General features: G+C 70.6%; 9 protein-coding genes. 5 read left to right on the forward strand and 4 right to left on the reverse strand.

The genetic code is table 11. The features are described from left to right. The first annotated feature begins 2 nt into the window (after positions 1 to 2). The 3 genes from ABD339_RS10110 (at position 3) to ABD339_RS10120 (ending at position 4,380) form a co-directional block, all read left to right on the forward strand. Entirely contained in the window at positions 3 to 527 is a 525-nt protein-coding gene (locus tag ABD339_RS10110) for an amino-acid N-acetyltransferase (RefSeq protein WP_344564360.1), read from the forward strand. A 158-nt stretch (positions 528 to 685) separates the two neighbouring features. Then, complete coding sequence (locus ABD339_RS10115; protein WP_344564362.1) at positions 686 to 1,024, forward strand: histone-like nucleoid-structuring protein Lsr2; 339 nt, start codon at positions 686 to 688, stop codon at positions 1,022 to 1,024. Positions 1,025 to 1,854: 830 nt separating this feature from the next. After that, entirely contained in the window at positions 1,855 to 4,380 is a 2,526-nt protein-coding gene (locus ABD339_RS10120) for an ATP-dependent Clp protease ATP-binding subunit (RefSeq protein ID WP_344564366.1), read from the forward strand. A gap of 101 nt (positions 4,381 to 4,481) precedes the next feature. On the opposite strand, the gene ABD339_RS10125 is transcribed toward ABD339_RS10120, so the two are convergent. The 3 genes from ABD339_RS10125 to ABD339_RS10135 form a co-directional block, all read right to left on the reverse strand. Then, positions 4,482 to 7,076 (reverse strand): NACHT domain-containing protein, encoded by a 2,595-nt coding sequence (locus ABD339_RS10125; RefSeq protein ID WP_344564367.1) that lies wholly within the window; start codon positions 7,074 to 7,076, stop codon positions 4,482 to 4,484. A 90-nt stretch (positions 7,077 to 7,166) separates the two neighbouring features. After that, positions 7,167 to 10,403 (reverse strand): NACHT domain-containing protein, encoded by a 3,237-nt coding sequence (locus tag ABD339_RS10130; protein WP_344564368.1) that lies wholly within the window; start codon positions 10,401 to 10,403, stop codon positions 7,167 to 7,169. Between the two features lie 74 nt (positions 10,404 to 10,477). Then, entirely contained in the window at positions 10,478 to 13,168 is a 2,691-nt protein-coding gene (locus ABD339_RS10135) for an NACHT domain-containing protein (RefSeq protein WP_344564370.1), read from the reverse strand. A gap of 453 nt (positions 13,169 to 13,621) precedes the next feature. Between ABD339_RS10135 and ABD339_RS10140 the strand changes: the two genes are divergently transcribed. Beyond that, a complete protein-coding gene (locus tag ABD339_RS10140; RefSeq protein ID WP_344564372.1) occupies positions 13,622 to 14,335 on the forward strand; it encodes a M23 family metallopeptidase in 714 nt (237 codons plus the stop codon). A 191-nt stretch (positions 14,336 to 14,526) separates the two neighbouring features. Here ABD339_RS10140 and ABD339_RS10145 read toward each other — a convergent pair whose 3' ends face one another. Beyond that, positions 14,527 to 15,096: a TetR/AcrR family transcriptional regulator gene (locus ABD339_RS10145; protein WP_344564374.1), complete on the reverse strand. Its 570-nt coding sequence runs from the start codon at positions 15,094 to 15,096 to the stop codon at positions 14,527 to 14,529. Between the two features lie 165 nt (positions 15,097 to 15,261). Here ABD339_RS10145 and ABD339_RS10150 point away from each other — a divergent pair, with 165 nt between their 5' ends. Beyond that, positions 15,262 to 17,106 (forward strand): MDR family MFS transporter, encoded by a 1,845-nt coding sequence (locus ABD339_RS10150; RefSeq protein ID WP_344564376.1) that lies wholly within the window; start codon positions 15,262 to 15,264, stop codon positions 17,104 to 17,106. Positions 17,107 to 17,194 lie beyond the last annotated feature (88 nt).

A 17,194-nucleotide genomic window follows, 5' to 3' on the forward strand; every position in this document is an offset into this window, starting at 1 on the left:
TCATGCCAGAACGCGCGCCGCTATCCGAAGTCACCATCCGCAGGGCACGTACGGCCGATGTCCCCGCGGTGCGTCGGCTCCTCGACGCCTACTCCCGCGAGCGCATCCTCCTCGACAAAGCCACGGTGACGCTTTACGAGGACATCCAGGAGTTCTGGGTGGCGGAACGGGATGCGGACGCGGAAGTCGTCGGCTGCGGCGCGCTGCACATCATGTGGGAAGACCTGGCCGAGGTCAGAACGCTGGCGGTCGATCCGGCGCAGCGCGGAACCGGACTCGGACATCTGCTCCTGGAGAAGCTCCTGCGGACCGCTCGCTGGATCGGTGTGCGGCGAATTTTCTGCCTCACCTTCGAAGTCGACTTCTTCGGCAAGCACGGCTTCACCGAGATCGGTGAGACTCCAGTCGACGGGGATGTCTACAGCGAGCTGCTGCGTTCCAATGACGAGGGAGTAGCCGAGTTCCTGGGTCTCGAACGAGTGAAGCCGAACACCTTGGGCAACAGCCGCATGCTGCTGCATCTCTGAAGACCGCCCAGAACGGCCACCACTATGTCCGAAAGGTCCCGCCAATCCCAGCGGGCCGCGGGGCAAACTCAGCCGAGGGTTTGTGTTTCTCCCGGAAAAGCGGTTTGCTTTCGTCGGCAGTATCAGTAATCCGTTATCGATGACGAATGGGAGTAGCGGTGGCACAGAAGGTTCAGGTTCTTCTTGTCGATGACCTCGACGGTGGCGAGGCGGACGAGACCGTGACGTTCGCGCTCGACGGGAAGACCTACGAGATCGACCTCACCACCTCTAATGCCGACAAGCTCAGGACCGCTCTGGAGCCCTATCTCAAGAGTGGCCGCCGCACCGGTGGCCGGTCCGCCCGCGGAAAGGGTGGCCGCGCCGCAACCGGCGGCAGCAGCAGCCAGGACACCGCGAAGATCCGCGCGTGGGCCAAGGAGCAGGGTTACGAGGTCAATGACCGGGGCCGGGTCCCCGCCAGCATTCGCGAGGCGTACGAGAAGGCCAACGGCTGAACCGCTCCGGGCCCCTGGGCCCGGAGGCCCGGGACGGGGGCGCGGTGGGCCCCTGTCCGGTAGTCCCCGCAGCCCCCGTAGTTCCCATGGCGCCGTAGCTCCCGCAGTTCCCGCAACTCTCTCAGGTCTCGCAGGTCCCTCGGGGCTCGCGGATCTCGCAGGTCTTTCAGTGGGTCTTCCACCGCGATTCACCGGGAGCGCGAGAGGGAGCGCGGGGTGGCCTCGGTGGCCGGCCCCGGCGCGCACCCCGGCTCGGGAGGCCGCAGTATGCCGCGGCCTCCCAGGCGTCCGCCGGGTATCCGGCGGCCGGTGTTCCGTCCGCGGGTGCGCCCGCGCTGTCGCCGAACGGCGATGTGGTGACGCAGCGTTGAGGGTAACTACTCAGAGTGCTTTGTCCGCGAGGGTGGACCCGGACGCATGTCCGGCTGTTCGCCAACAGCGGATGCGCGGGTCCGTATCCGCCGAAGGCCGCATGGACTGTCACACCGAGCGGGTAAGAAGGCTCTGACGGGCTGGAAGCCCAGGTGACAGCGGGCGGAACGGGGGTGTGGAGCGACGGCTCCCATGAGAGGAGAGCGCGTCGGTGCGGGGGCGTTCGCCGTCGGCGTAGTGGATCCAGGTGAATACGCCTGGCCTGCGGGAACATCGTCTCGCACCATCGGGTTGGAACTGTTGTCGGCTGTCCGGGGCAGGAGGCGCATGATCGAGCCGGTCGATCGGGCCGCAGTCGGCAGTTGGAATGAGCGGTCCCCCGTTGCGGGACTAAGCTGCGGAAGGACAGCGAGGGGAGCGTCCCCTCACTGCCTGACCGCTCTGAGGAGCGATTAACGATGTTCGAGAGGTTCACCGACCGCGCGCGGCGGGTTGTCGTCCTGGCTCAGGAAGAAGCCCGGATGCTCAACCACAACTACATCGGCACCGAGCACATCCTTCTGGGCCTGATCCACGAGGGTGAGGGTGTCGCCGCTAAGGCACTGGAGAGCCTCGGGATCTCGCTTGAGGCTGTCCGCCAGCAGGTGGAGGAGATCATCGGGCAGGGCCAGCAGGCCCCGTCCGGCCACATTCCCTTCACGCCCCGTGCCAAGAAGGTGCTGGAGCTGTCGCTCCGAGAAGCCCTTCAGCTCGGCCACAACTACATCGGGACCGAGCACATCCTGCTGGGGCTGATCCGCGAGGGCGAGGGCGTCGCCGCCCAGGTCCTCGTGAAGCTGGGCGCCGACCTGAACAGGGTGCGCCAGCAGGTCATCCAGCTGCTTTCTGGATACTCGGGTGGCAAGGAAGCCGCCACGGCCGGTGGCCCCGCCGAGGGCACGCCGTCCACCTCGCTCGTTCTGGACCAGTTCGGCCGCAACCTGACGCAGGCCGCCCGTGAGTCCAAGCTCGACCCGGTCATCGGGCGCGAGAAAGAGATCGAGCGGGTCATGCAGGTCCTGTCCCGCCGGACGAAGAACAACCCCGTGCTCATCGGTGAGCCCGGCGTCGGCAAGACCGCCGTCGTCGAGGGGCTGGCGCAGGCCATCGTCAAGGGCGAGGTGCCCGAAACCCTCAAGGAGAAGCACCTCTACACCCTCGACCTGGGCGCGCTGGTCGCCGGCTCGCGCTACCGCGGTGACTTCGAGGAGCGCCTGAAGAAGGTGCTCAAGGAGATCCGCACGCGCGGCGACATCATCCTGTTCATCGACGAGCTGCACACCCTGGTCGGCGCGGGCGCCGCCGAGGGCGCGATCGACGCGGCGAGCATCCTCAAGCCGATGCTGGCCCGCGGCGAGCTGCAGACCATCGGTGCCACGACGCTCGACGAGTACCGCAAGTACCTGGAGAAGGACGCCGCGCTGGAGCGCCGCTTCCAGCCCATCCAGGTCGCGGAGCCGTCGCTGCCGCACACCATCGAGATCCTCAAGGGTCTGCGCGACCGCTACGAGGCGCACCACCGCGTCTCCATCACGGACGCCGCCCTGGTCGGTGCCGCGACCCTCGCGGACCGCTACATCTCGGACCGCTTCCTGCCGGACAAGGCCATCGACCTGATCGACGAGGCCGGCTCCCGGATGCGCATCCGCCGGATGACCGCGCCGCCGGACCTGCGCGAGTTCGACGAGAAGATCGCGAACGTGCGCCGGGACAAGGAGTCCGCGATCGACTCGCAGGACTTCGAGAAGGCCGCCTCCCTCCGCGACACCGAGAAGCAGCTTCTCGCGCAGAAGACCAAGCGCGAGAAGGAGTGGAAGGCCGGCGACATGGACGTCGTCGCCGAGGTGGACGAGGAGCTGATCGCCGAGGTCCTGGCCACGGCCACGGGCATCCCGGTCTTCAAGCTGACCGAGGAGGAGTCCTCGCGCCTGCTGCGCATGGAGGACGAGCTGCACAAGCGCGTCATCGGCCAGGAGGACGCCATCAAGGCGCTCTCCCAGGCGATCCGGCGCACCCGTGCGGGCCTCAAGGACCCCAAGCGGCCCGGTGGTTCGTTCATCTTCGCCGGCCCGTCCGGTGTGGGTAAGACCGAGCTGAGCAAGACGCTGGCCGAGTTCCTGTTCGGGGACGAGGAAGCGCTCATCTCGCTCGACATGTCGGAGTTCAGCGAGAAGCACACCGTCTCGCGGCTCTTCGGCTCCCCGCCCGGATACGTCGGCTACGAGGAGGGCGGCCAGCTCACGGAGAAGGTGCGGCGCAAGCCGTTCTCCGTGGTCCTCTTCGACGAGGTCGAGAAGGCGCACCCGGACATCTTCAACTCGCTGTTGCAGATCCTGGAGGACGGCCGACTGACCGACTCCCAGGGCCGGGTCGTGGACTTCAAGAACACGGTCATCATCATGACGACCAACCTCGGCACCCGTGACATCTCCAAGGGCTTCAACCTCGGCTTCGCCGCACAGGGCGACACCAAGGCCGGCTACGACCGGATGAAGGCCAAGGTCAACGACGAGCTGAAGCAGCACTTCCGGCCCGAGTTCCTCAACCGTGTCGATGACACGGTGGTCTTCCACCAGCTCACGCAGGACGACATCATCCGCATCGTGGATCTGATGCTCGCCCAGGTCGATGAGCGGCTGAAGGACCGGGACATGGGCATCGAGCTGAGCACCGACGCCAAGGAACTGCTCGCGAAGAAGGGCTACGACCCCGTGATGGGCGCCCGGCCGCTGCGCCGGACCATCCAGCGCGAGGTCGAGGACATCCTCTCCGAGAAGATCCTCTTCGGCGATCTGCGGCCCGGTCACATCGTGGTCGTGGACACCGAGGGCGAGGGCGAGGCGAAGACCTTCACCTTCCGGGGTGAGGAGAAGTCGGCTCTGCCGGATGTTCCGCCGGTCGAGTCCGCCGCAGGTGGCGGGCCCAACCTCTCCAAGGAGGCGTAGCCTCCCCGCGCTCGACCACACAGGGCCGGTCCCCTCGGGGGCCGGCCCTGTGTGCTGTGGCGCGCTGTGGAGTGCCGTGGCGGAGCCCCGACCGAGGTGCGCTAACTGAGGATGCGGATGCCGTCCGGCACCCCGCTCACCCTCGGCAGCCGGGGGTTGACGCGCAGCGTCGTCAGCTGGGGGAAGGAGGCCAGCCAGCCCATCGGGACGCCCAGGTCGTAGGCGAGCCACAGGTGCGTGAGCTGGTCGTGGGCGAGGCCCTCCAGCAGCTCGTCGGGGGTGAAGTGGCCGACGATCTGGACCCGCGAGCGGCCTCCGAGCTTCCGCAGCGCGGCCAGCTCGAAGCGGTCCGAGACGGGGAAGTACAGGCCCTCCGGGTCGAGATGCCCGATGATCTCCTCGGCGTAGCGGTCGGTGTCGAAGTTGTGCCAGCCGCGCGCGAGTTCGGCGCGCAGCTCCAGCGAGGCACGGTTGCGCAGCTGTGCGAGGTAGTGGATGGCGGCGTCGTCGTTGATGCGGGTGACGGTGACCGCGAGCCGGTGTGCCTCGCGGTCGGTGACGCGGGTGGGGTCGGGCAGCATCTCCAGCACTATCGGCCCCACCCAGCCCAGGCTGCGGGCCGCCTCCAGGGTGGTCGGGCGCACCATGTGGCGGGTCTCGCGGCGGATGCGGGAGTGGGTGTCCGGGTCCAGTTCCGTCACGTGCTCCAGGCAGGCGGCGGCCAGCAGCCGGCGGCGGTTGCGCTGCATTCCGGTGCGGCCCGGGGCCAGCAGGCCGCCCAGCAGCTTCGCGCACTCGCCGGGGCGGGCGTGGGCGACGGCCATGCGGATGACCTCCTCCCACTCCGCTTCGTGCGCGTGAGCGAGCAGCAGGTCGAAGGCGCCCTGTTCGACGGATTCCTTCGCCGCGAGGTAGTCCTGCACGGTGCGGTGGACGAACTCCACGGAGTGGTCGGACTGCTCGCGCAGCAGGCCGGTGCGCAGCAGCAGGTGGTTGAAGATGTCCTCGGGGCTGCCCTGGCCGGAGGTGGAGGGGATGGCGGGCAGCTGGCGTGCGATCTCCGCCAGGGCCTCGTCCATGGACAGCTCGACTCTGCGGTCCACGAGCATCCGGTAGGCCAGTTTGCGCAGCAGCCGCTCGCGGGCGCCGCGCTGGAGCTTGACGGCGTCCGCGTACAGCACGCGGCGCTCGGGGTCGCGGCGCTGGAGCAGCATCTCCATGGCCGCCTCGTACAGCTCCTTGCGGCCCTGGGGGAGCGAGCCGGACCGGTCGCGGTTCAGGGCGCAGATCAGGCCGCACATCAGCGGGTTGGTGGCCAGCCCGCGCAGTTCGCGGTAGAGCGGGATGGAGGCCAGCAGCCGGTCGCGGTAGTCGTCGAGGCGGCGGTGGTCCTTGCCCTCGTCGTCACCGGCCGCCGCGTGCCAGGCGGTGATGAAGGCGGCCACCTGGTCGCGGTTCATGGGGGCCAGGGCCAGCTCGTCGAAGCCCTCGTCGGCCAGCCAGTTGGGTTCTACGGCCGAGGGCCGGGCCGTGACCAGGCAGAAATTGCCCGAATAGATGCGCATCAGCCGCCGTAGCCGGCCGCGCAGTGCGGTGCGCTCCGACTCGGGTGCCTCGTCGATCCCGTCCACCAGCAGCAGTCCGCGCTCTTCGGCGAGCACTCTGGCGGCCCAGCCGTCGGGTGCCTCGCCGGCCAGGGGGTGGCGTATCGCGCTCAGGAAGTCGTCCGGCGCCGGGAAGCCCTCGCGGGCGAAGCGGCGCACGGGCAGCACCAGCGGGATCCGGCCGCGCAGCGAGGCCAGTTCGGGCGGCAGCGCGTCGCGCGCGGTGGAGACGGCGAGCCACTGCACCAGCGTCGTCTTGCCGGAGCCGGCCACGCCGCGCAGCAGTACCCGTTCGTGGCCGCCCAGGGCGCGGTCGGCGGACAGTACGGGCTCGCCGCTGTCGCCGTCGGGGCGGGGCGGTGTCGCCTCGGTCCGCTCCTCCGGGTTGTCGAACTCGGCGCTGAGGCTGAGGTAGGTGGCGTCCAGGGACCAGCTGTCGGGGGAGTTGGGGTTGGGAAGGTCGATGCCGTAGATGGTCACGCGGTTGTACTGCTCGGCCACCGAACGGACGTAGCGCGCCTCGAACCGCGCGTCTATGGCGGATGGTTCGGGACGGCCACGGACGGCCTCCACATCGTTGAGGTCGATCAACTGGCGGATCCGGTGGGCGCGTTCGGGCATCCGCTCCGCCAGGCGTGGCGAGCGGCGGATCAGATGGTGCAGCAGGTGCAGGCAGACGGTGACCAGCAGCCGGTCGTGGAACCAGGCGGCATCCGAACTCAGCTCGCGGTCGGCGCCCGGGACGGTGGAGCGCAGCTTGCGGGCGAAGTCCTGCGGGCCCAGGCGGATGGCCTGCACATCGGTGGTGTCCAGCTCGCCGATGATCCACAGCGTGCGGGAGAGTACGCCGGCCACCGGCGTCTCGTCCTGCGGCGGCAGCCGGTAGCCGCTCGCGGTGAGCGCGACCAGCTCCCCGGCGAGCGACAGCAGCGACTCGTAGGACAGCGGTGGCGCCGCGCCTCGGAAGGAGACGAGCCGGGCGAGGAGTTCGTCCTCGGTCTGGGCGTTGTCGGGGGTGGCTTCGACGGGGAGGAGGAGCTGGCTGACGAGGGGATCGGCGATGGTGGACGCGAGACGGACTGCGGGATCCATGGCGTGCGGACTCCCCGACGAGGGCAGGGGGTTGACTGGTCGGGGCCCAGCCTAGGCCGCCCGTAGGGAATCGGTCACCGTGAGTTCGGGTCAGGCTCGGCGCGGGCGCATGTTGTGGGTGGGATGCCCGATGTAGTTGAGGCTGATGCGGGAGGGGAGGCCCTGATCCTCGGCGGCTCCTGCCGGCCGTTGCAGCGACACCTCGTGCATGCGGGGCAGTCCGGCGAGGGGGGCGAGGCTGATGCCGCTGGGGGCGGTGCTGATCTGGAGAGTCTCCAGCTCCGGAGCGCAGCGGGTCAGCTGTGTCAGATCCGCTTCCTTGCCGTCCAGGACCAGCTGGAGCCGGGTGAGGTGGGGCAGGACGGTCCCCGAGGCGGTCAGGCTCGCCAAGTGGTGGGGTTCGCAGGTGAGTTCGCGAAAGTGCGGCAGTTCTGCCAGTTCGGCCCAGCTCGCCGCGTTGATGCCGTCCCGCACGCAGTAGACGTTCAGGGTCTCCAGGTTCGGCAGCCGGGAGATGCCCTCGAACTCGGTGGTGTCGTACGGGAGCAGCAGCGTGGTGAGCGAGGTGAGGGCCTCCACGCGCCGGACGCCGGGCCACCTGGTGCCCTCGCGCAGGCCGAGCCAGGTGAGGCCGCTGAGGGCCTCGATGCCCTTGAGCGCGTCCAGGGCGGGCACGTCCCACAGGTACAGCGTGCTCAGCGGCAGCTCGCCGAGCGGGGTGAGGTCGGTGACCGGGCACTCGCGGATGTCGAGGTCGGTGAGGTGGGGAAAGGAGCTGACGAAGTCGAGCCGGGTCAGGCCGGGGTTGTAGGCGAAGCTGAGGCGCCGCAGTCTGGTGCCGGTGCCCTGCGCCGCGATGATCTCGTCCGGGGAGAGTTCGCCGCGGACGCGGGAGCAGAGGCGCTCGTCCATGCGGCGCAGGCAGGCGAGGTGTTCGGAGGTGCTCGCGGTCACCTGCACCGTCGGGAGGTCGGCCAGGTAGCGGATGATCTCCGTCGCGTACTTCTCGGCGTCGAAGCGGTCCCAGTGGCCGGCCAGTTGCTGGAGTACGGCGGGGGAGTGGTGGCCGCGGAAGCGGGTGAGCAGCACGAGCGCCGCGTCCGTGCCCATCTGGGCGGCCGTGTGTGCGACGGCCGTCGCCTCACCGACGGTGAGGTCCGTCACCTCGCTCAGCAGTTCCAGCACCACGGGGCCCATGGGTACCAGCGCCTTGGCCTCGTCGACGCTCTGCGGCGGGATGAGTTCCCGGCCCCTGGCCTCGACGTCCGCGCGCACCGCCGGATCCAGCTTCGTCGCGTGCTCCAGGCACGCCATCGCCAGCAGGTGGAGGCGGGTCCGCGCCTCGGGCTCGGCGTCGCCGCGCTCGATCAGGCGGCCCAGCAGGCGGGCCCGCTCGTCGGGGCGGGCGTGGGCGACGGCCATGCGGATGACGTCCTCCCACTGGTCCAGGTGCGCGTGCCGGGCCAGCAGGTCGAAGTCGCGCTCTTCCACGGCGGCCTTGGCACCCAGGTAGTCCTGGAAGGTGCGGTGGACGAACTCCACGGCGCCGTGCGCCGGCTCGCGCAGCAGCCCGGAGCGCACCAGCAGGTGGCGGTAGATCTCCTCGGCCGTGCCCTGCCCGGCCGCGTACGGCATCGAGGGCAGGGCGCGGCCGAGCAGGTCGAGCGCGTCGTCGTGCGCCAGTTCGGAGCGGCCGTTGCGGATGAGCCAGTAGGCCAGCTTCTGCAACAGCTCGACCTGGGACTCCTCGTCCAGCTCGACGGCGCCCGGCTGGGTGTGCATCGCGCGCTCCCGGTCGCGCCGCTCCAGCAGCATGCTGAGCGCCGCGTCGTAGAGGGCCTTGCGCCCGCGTGGCAGGAAGCCGCGCCGCTCGCGGTGGAGGGCGCAGATCAGGCCGCACATCAGCGGGTTGGTGGCCAGCCTGCCCAGGTCCGGTTTGGCGCGGACGGCGGTGCGCAGTGCCTCTTCCAGCTCGCCGCCGGCCTCGGCGGCGGTGTGCCAGCGGCGGATGAACACCTCGACATCGGCGGGGCGCATCGGCGAGAGGGTCAGCTCGGTGAACTCCTCGCGGCCCAGCCAGTCCTCGCGGACGGCCGAGGGGCGGGAGGTGACCAGCAGGAGGTTGCCGGAGAACGCCGCGAGCAGGTCGCGCAGCCAGCGCCGGGTGCGCTCCCGCTCCTCCTCGGGGACCTCGTCGATGCCGTCGATCAGCAGCACGCCCCGTCCGGCGTCCAGGACGCGGTCCGCCCAGCCGGGCGGCTGGGAGCCGGCCAGCGGGCAGCCGACGGCGGTCAGGAAGTCGGCGGGCACGGGCAGGTCGCCGCCGCCGCGGGTGAGGGTGCGCAGCGGCAGCACGAACGGCACCCGGCCGATCAGGTGTGCACGCCTACCGGTCAGTTCGGCCTGGCGCGCGGTGGTGACGGCCAGCCACTGCACCAGTGTCGTCTTGCCGGAGCCCGCGATGCCGCGCAGCAGGACCCGGCGGTGGCCCGAGAGCGCCTGCTCGGCCGGCTGCGGTTCCCCGGCGGCCTGCCATGTGGGGTCCTCGGCGCCGGGCTGTTCGACGGACGGGGCCGCCTCCAGGCTGAGGTAGGCGGTATCCAGCGGCCACTCGCTGGCCTGTTGGAGATCGATGCCGTAGATGGTGAGTTTGCGGTGCTTGTTGGCGATGTAGCGCGCGTAGCGCTGCTCGAAGTCCGCGTCCCGCGCCGACTGGGAGGGGATGCGCTCGATGAGGACATCGACGAGAGTGATCAGCTCCCCGAGCCGGCGGCTCTGCTCGACCAGGGTGCGCGCGACGAAGGTGGAGCGCTGGGTGAAGAAGTGCAGGATGTGCAGGCAGGCGGTGTCCAGCACCCGGTGGTAGAGCGCGGCCTCGCCGGGGGTGGGGTCCAGGTGCGCGGGGTGGGTGTCGGGGTGGCTCGTGGTGGCCTGGGCGTGCAGTGCGCGCGCGAAGTCGGTGTGGCCCAGGTGTACGGCCTCCACATCGCTCAGGCCGATGTCGCCGAGCGCGTGCAGGGTGCGGGTGAGCCGCTGGACGGTCCGCTCCGTCTCACCGGGTGAAGGCGCCTCATGGGGGCCGATGTCCCGCACGGCGCGGTGCACCAGTTCCCCCGCGAGTTTTTCCAGGTCCCGCTCGGTGAGGGTGCGCTTCTCCCCGGTGAAGGAGACGAGGCCGGAGACCCGTACGGGGGCCTCCGCCAGTCCGGCCCCCGCCCCCTGAGCGACGAACAGCTTCCTGACGAGCGGCGCCACCACGCTGGAGGCGATCCGCGCCCCCACGACCCCGGCATCCATCCGCTTACCCCCGCCACCCGTCTCGGCCAACTCCCCCCGGTACGGGGTCGCTTACGGCGAGCAGCGTAGAACGATCAGGTCCCCGCGTCGATGACGGCCCGTCCTCAGCCCGGGAACCGGCCGCGGACGACGGTGATATGGCCGGGCACCCCGCGCGGCACGTGCTCCGAAGTGTCCTTCGGCAGCACCAGCGTGCTCAGCCGGGGAAAGGCCGCCAGCCACGCGCCGTCGGACGGGCCCGGACCGGTGAGCCACAGATGGGTCAGCCGTTCGGGTACGAGCAACTCCGTCAGCTCCCCGGTGTCGAACGCCCCCGTGCCGAATTCCCCCACGAGCTGGACGCGCGCCCGGCCGCCCAGCGCCTTGAGGGCACGCAGGTGCGCGGTGGTGTGGGCGGTGAAGTAGAGGTCTTCCTCCGCCAGCCGCGCGATGACCTCCTCGGCGTACGCGTCGGTGTCGAAACGGCGCCAGGACCAGGCCAGTTGACGCCGTACGCGCAAGGCCGGGTGCGCCGCGTAGCGGGACAGCAGGGGGAGGGCCGCGTCGGTGGCGACGCGGGTGGCGGTGATGACAATATTCTCGGCGGTCTCGGCGGTCTCGGCGGTCTCGGCGGTCTCGGCGGTCTCGGCGGTCTTCCCGGACACTTCCTCCGGACCCGGCAGCAGCCCCAGCACCACGGGCCCCGCACGCCCCACCATCCGCGCGAGTTCCCGGGTGGCGGGCGGCAGCAGCCGGGAGATCAGCGTGAGGATCCGCTCGCGGAGCACGGGGGAGATCCCCGCCGCGTGGTCGAGGCAGGCGGCGGCCAGCACCAGTCGCTCCGGCCCGGGCGTGCCGTCCTCATCCGGCTCGATCAGCCCGCGCAGGATCCGCTCGCGCTCGGCGGGCCCTCCCAGGGTCACGGCCATCCGCACCACGTCCTCCCACTGGGCACGGTGCGCGTTGTCCAGCAGGAGAGGGAAGTCGCCCTCCTCCACGACGGCCTTCGCGCCCAGATAGTCCTGAAAGGTGCGGTGGACGAAGGCGACTCGGCCCTCGGCGGGCTCGGCCAGCACCCCGGAGCGCTCCAGCAGCTGCCGGAAGACCGCCTCGGACGCGGCGCCGGGCTGCGGTGGGGCGCCGGGCTGCGGTGGGGGTACAGGCTGCGCCGGGATGCCGGGCTGCGGCACAGCGACCGGCTGCGGCATGGTGGCCAGCGCTCTGCCCACCTGCGCCACCGCGTCCGAGCGGTCCAGCTCGGTGCGGCCGTTGCGGATCAGCCAGTGGCCGAGCCGCTGAAGAATCTGGACCCGGGCCGCCAGGGTGAGCCGCGGACCGTCCGTGGACTGGATGCCGCGCTCCGTGTCCCGCCCCTCCAGCAGCATCGACAGCGCCGCCTCGTACAGCTCCCCGCGCCCGTACGGCAGTACGCCGCGCCGCTCCCGGTTCAGCGCGCACAGCAGCCCGCACATCAGCGGATTCACCGCCAGCCGCCGCAGATCGCCGCTGGAGCGGAGTACGGCCAGCAGCGCTTCGGCGGCACCGGGTTCCGCGTCCGCCGCGCGGTGCCAGCGGCGGACGAACGCGGCGACGTCGGCGTGCGACATCGGCGTCAGCGACAGCTCGGCGAACCCCTCCGGGCCCAGCCAGCCCTCGCGTACGGCGGCGGGGCGCGCGGTCACCAGCCACAGGTTGCCGGGGAAGTCGCCGTCCAGCTCCCGCAGCCAGCGGCGTACGGCCTCCCGCGCCCGCTCGGGTATCTCGTCCACCCCGTCGAGCAGCAGCAGCCCGCGCCCGGCGCCCAGTACCCGGTCCGTCCAGCCGGGGGGCTGGGATCCGGCCAGGGAACTGCCCACGGCGTGCAGAAAACGGTCGGGAGTGGGCGGCAGCCCCTCGCGCACCACACGCCGCAGAGGCAGTACGAAGGGCACGCGCCCTACGAGGTGGGTGAGGTGGGTGAGGGGTTCGCCGTTCTCGCACTCCTGACGGGCGGTGGTCACCGCCAGCCATTTGACCAGCGTGGACTTTCCACTCCCGGCCCCGCCGCGCAGCAGTACGCGCTCGCGCCCGGCCAGGGCCCGCTCCGCCGCCAGCGGCGGACCCGCCTCCTGCGCGGCTTCCAGCGAGACATAGGCCGAGTCGAGCCGGAAGTCCGGCCGCCCGCCTCCGGGCCCGTGCCCCCGCTCCAGGCGGTAGAGGGCCGTCTCGCCGTGCTTGCGGGCGATGTGCCGCGCGTAGCGCTCCTCGAAGCGGGCGTCCTCGGCGGTGCGCGAGGGCAGCCGCGCGGCGAGGAGGTCGGTGGTGGCGACGAGGTGGTCCAGGGCGCGCGTCTGCTCCGTGACGGTGCGCGCGACGAAGGTGGAACGCTGGGTGAAGAAGTGCAGGATGTGCAGGCAGGCGGTGTGCAGCAGCGGACGGAAGCGCGCCTCGGCGGCCTGGGACAGCAGCGGGGGCGCGGCCAGCCGGGCCGCCAGCCCCGTCGGCCCCAGCCGTACAGCCTGTACGTCGTCCATGTCGAGATCGCCCAGGCTGTGCAGGGCTGTGACCAGCGCGTCCGTCAGCTCGGCACGTACTTCCGCGGCCGGCTCCTCGGCGGGCCCCGCCGCGTGGACGCAGCGGGCCACCAGCTCCTGGGCGAGCTTGCGCAGCTCCCGTTCGGACAGCGTGCGCCGCTCCCCGGTGAAGGAGAGCCGCGCCGAGACCCGCACGGGCTCCGCCACCAGCCCGGCCCCCGGCCCCTCGGCCACGAACAGCTTTCTGACCAGGGGCGCTACGGCGCTGGAGGCGAGGCGCGCGGCGACAGTCGAGGGCTCCATGCGCGGATCGTAAGGGAAGCGCGGCGGGGCGTGCCCGGGGTTCGGCGCGGGCGCTTCAGGCTTCGACGGGGATGCTTATGGCTCGGGCGGGGGTGCTTCGGGCTTCAGGCTGCGGCCGGGTGCTTCGGGCTTCGGTGCGCGGAGCTTCGGGCTTCGGCCCGTGGGGTGAGTGGCGTCATATGAGGGCGGCCACAACGAGCGGGGCGTCCGGGTGAGGTGAGGCACAGGGGGTGAGGGCTGTACTACGCGGCTTAGGAGCCCTGGGGGGCTCGGGGTGCGGTGGCGGGCGGCGCTGGGCAGCACCACCGGGCTGGGAGTGACGCAGGTCGCTCCGTCTGCTACGTGGGTCTTTAGTAATTGGGTCCCTTGATGTCCCTTTTCTGGCGGGTTACCAAGGTCCTGCGTCCACTTCAGGGCGTGGATCCCACACTCCCATCCGGAGGTAGCACCCCTATGACGAGGACTAGGACCACCAACAGCGCCGCGACCATGGCGGCGGTCATTGTCGCCGGGCTCGGCGCGTCGATGGCCCTGGGGGCGGGCGCGGCGACGGCGGCCGACAGGACGAACGAGGCCGGGGCGGCGAACCGGGCCGGGGGCGACGTCTTCGCGTCGGACCTGGCGGGCACGCTCGCCGACTCCGCACGTCACCAGGCCGACCAGCAGCACAAGGCGGCCGACGCCGCCAAGCAGGCGAAGCAGCGCGCCGCCCAGAAGGCGGCCCGGGACGCCAAGCGACTTCAGCTGTCCTGGGTCAAGCCCGTCTCGGTCGACTACGAGCTGAGTGCTTCCTTCGGCAAGGCCGGCGGACGCTGGGCCCACAACCACTCGGGCCAGGACTTCGCCGTCAAGATCGGCACCCCGGTCAAGTCCGTGCACAAGGGAACCGTCGTGAAGGCCGGCGGCAACGGCGCGGGTGACGGCCCCGCCTACGGCAACGCGATAGTGATCCGGCACAGCAACGGCGAATTCTCGCAGTACGCGCACCTGTCGCAGATCGACGTGAAGCCCGGCCAGCAGGTGAGGACCGGCCAGACGATCGGCAAGTCCGGCAACACCGGTAACTCCTCCGGCCCGCACCTGCACTTCGAGATCCGCAAGAGCGCCGCCTACGGTTCGGCGGTCGATCCCAAGGACGCCATGCGCTCGCTGGGCGTGCGCTTCTGAGGCGCGTAGCGCCCGCCTGACGGCCTGACGGCCTGACACGATGAGCGCCCGCCCCGGCTGGGGCGGGCGCTCACTCGTGTACGAGGGCGGCGGGGGCGGCGGGTCACCCTTTCGTGTGGGAGCGCTATGGCGCGCGGAACGCGGCCGCACCCCCGCGTCCTGCCACAGCCGCCCGGCGGCGGGTGGGCCGCTCAGGCATCCCCACCGTGGTGCGCGGAGGTGACCAGCTCCTCGGCGACCTCCAGCGCGGCCTTGCGCTTCTCGTCCGGGCCCCCCGCCGCCCCCTCCAGGACGAAGAGCGTCGAGTGCATGGTGAACAGGGCCGAGGCGCACCTGACCTGGTCGGCGAGGGGGGCGTCGGAGTCCTTGATCAGGTTCAGCAGGCTGAAGATCCGGGACTTCATCTGGTCGCCGATGGACAACTCGCGCAGGGCCGCCTGGTTCTCGTGCATGAACCGGAAGACGGACGCGGACTGGCTCAGCCTGGCGCTGTAGCGGCGCAGGATTTCGAGCTTGGTCTCCAGCGTGGTCGGGCGGTTCTCCTCGGCCCAGGCGATCAGCTCGTCCACGGGCCCCACCGCCAGATCCTGGAAGATGCTGCTGACCAGGTCTTCCTTCGTCTTGAAGTGGTAGTACAGGGCGGCTTTGGTGACGCCCAACTGCTCGGCGATCTCTCTGAGCGAGGTCTTCTCGTAGCCCTGTTCAGCAAACAGCTCCAGGGCGACGTCCTGAATGCGCTGACGGGTATTGCCCCTGCTCATGGCCGATCCCTTCCCAACTTACTTGACGACCGGCTAGCGGACGTCTTAGCTTGTCCATCGTACTGAACTAGCCGTGCGGCAAGTAAGCGGCGGGCAAAAGGGGAGTGGCCGCGCATGAGTGCGAGTGGCGGGAAAAACGGGGCAAAGGCGGCCAAGGGGGGTGCCATGGACAAGAGTGAGTTGAGCACAGGTCAAGCGGAGGACAAGGCGGAGGCCAGAACGGAGCCCGAACCGGCCGCCGGGCGGGTCACCGGACAGCCGGTTGTCGAATCGGCCGCCGGACAGCCGGAGGCCGAACCGGCCGCCGCAGAAGGCGCCGGGGCCGGCGCGGCGGGGGGCGGTGCCGGGGCGGGCCCCAAGCCGCGCAGCGTGCGCCTCGTCCTCCTCTCCCTGATGATCGCCGTCCTGCTCGCGATGCTCGACAACATGATCGTGGGCACCGCGATGCCCACCATCGTCGGCGAGTTGGGCGGCCTGGAGCACCTGTCGTGGGTCGTGACGGCCTACACCCTGACCACGGCGGCCTCGACCCCGGTATGGGGCAAGCTCGGCGACATGTTCGGGCGCAAGGGCGTCTTCCTCACCTCGATAGTCCTCTTCCTCGCCGGCTCGATGACCTCGGGCGCCGCGCAGACCATGGGCCAGCTCATCGGCTTCCGCGCCCTCCAGGGGCTGGGCGCCGGCGGTCTGATGGTCGGCGCCATGGCGATCATGGGAGACCTCATCGCGCCCCGTGAGCGGGGCAAGTACATGGGCATGATGGCGGGCGTGATGTCGCTGGCCATGATCGGCGGTCCGCTCGTCGGCGGCACCCTCACCGATCACCTCGGCTGGCGCTGGGCGTTCTACATCAACCTGCCGCTGGGCGCCATCGCCCTCGCGATGATCACGAGCGTGCTGCACCTGCCCAAGAAGCGGACCCAGGGCCGTATCGACTACCTGGGTGCCGCACTGCTGACCATCGGCATCACCGCGGCCGTGCTCGTCACCAGCTGGGGCGGCACGGAGTACGACTGGAACTCGGCCACCATCATCGGCATCTCCGCGCTGGCGATAGCGGCACTGGTGGCCTTCCCGATCGTGGAGCGCCGGTTCGCCGAGCCGATCCTGCCGCTGGGGGTCTTCCGGAACCTCAACTTCTCGCTGGTCACCCTCATCGGCTTCCTGCTCGGCTTCGTGATGTTCGGCGCGATGACCTTCCTGCCGCTCTTCCAGCAGAGCGTCCAGGGCGCCTCGGCCACCAACTCCGGGCTGCTGCTGCTCCCGGTGCTGCTGCCGATGATGATCGTGTCCGTGGTCACCGGCCGCGCCACCACCAAGACCGGGAAGTACCGCGTGTACCCCATCATCGGCGGTGCGCTCATCCCCGCCGGTCTCTTCCTGCTCGCCCAGATGGACGTGGGCACCTCCCGCCTCACCTCCGCGCTCTACATGGCGGTGCTCGGCGCCGGCATGGGCTTCCTGATGCAGCTCACGATGCTGATCGCACAGAACAGCGTCGAGCTGAAGGACATGGGCGTCGCCTCCTCCACCACCACGCTCTTCCGCACCATCGGCGGCTCGTTCGGTGTGGCCCTGATGGGCACGGTCTTCTCCGGGAAGGTCGAGGACTCGATGAAGGAGAGCGCGGCGGCGGCAGGACGGGAGAGCGGCGGGGCCATGGCCAAGCTCACCGAAGGCGGCGCGCAACTCGACGCGGACTCCCTCGCCAAGCTCCCGGCCAAGGTCCGCGAGGCGTACGAGCATGCGGTCGCCAGCGGCAGCAACGGTGTCTTCCTGCTCGCCGGAGCGATAGCCCTGATCGCCTTCCTCGCGGCGTGGTTCATCAAGGAGGTCCCCTTGAAGGACGCCGAGGCGCAGAAGGCCCAGCCGGATACCGCCCAGGAGATATCGGCCTCCTCCGAGGAGGACGGCGCGGCGACGGAAGCAGAGCCCACGGCTGCCACAGCCGACGAGGATGCCCGGCACGCTCCGGAGAAGGACCACGCCGCCGTCGGCGTCAAAGCCTGACCCGACGCTTCCCGCCCCGACGCCTCCCGCCTCGACCGCCCCGGCCCCAGCCCGGGTTCGGGTGCCGGACCGACCCCTCGCGCCCGCC

The sequence above is a fragment of the Streptomyces axinellae genome, assembly GCF_039532135.1.
In the GTDB taxonomy this organism is placed as follows: domain Bacteria; phylum Actinomycetota; class Actinomycetes; order Streptomycetales; family Streptomycetaceae; genus Streptomyces; species Streptomyces axinellae.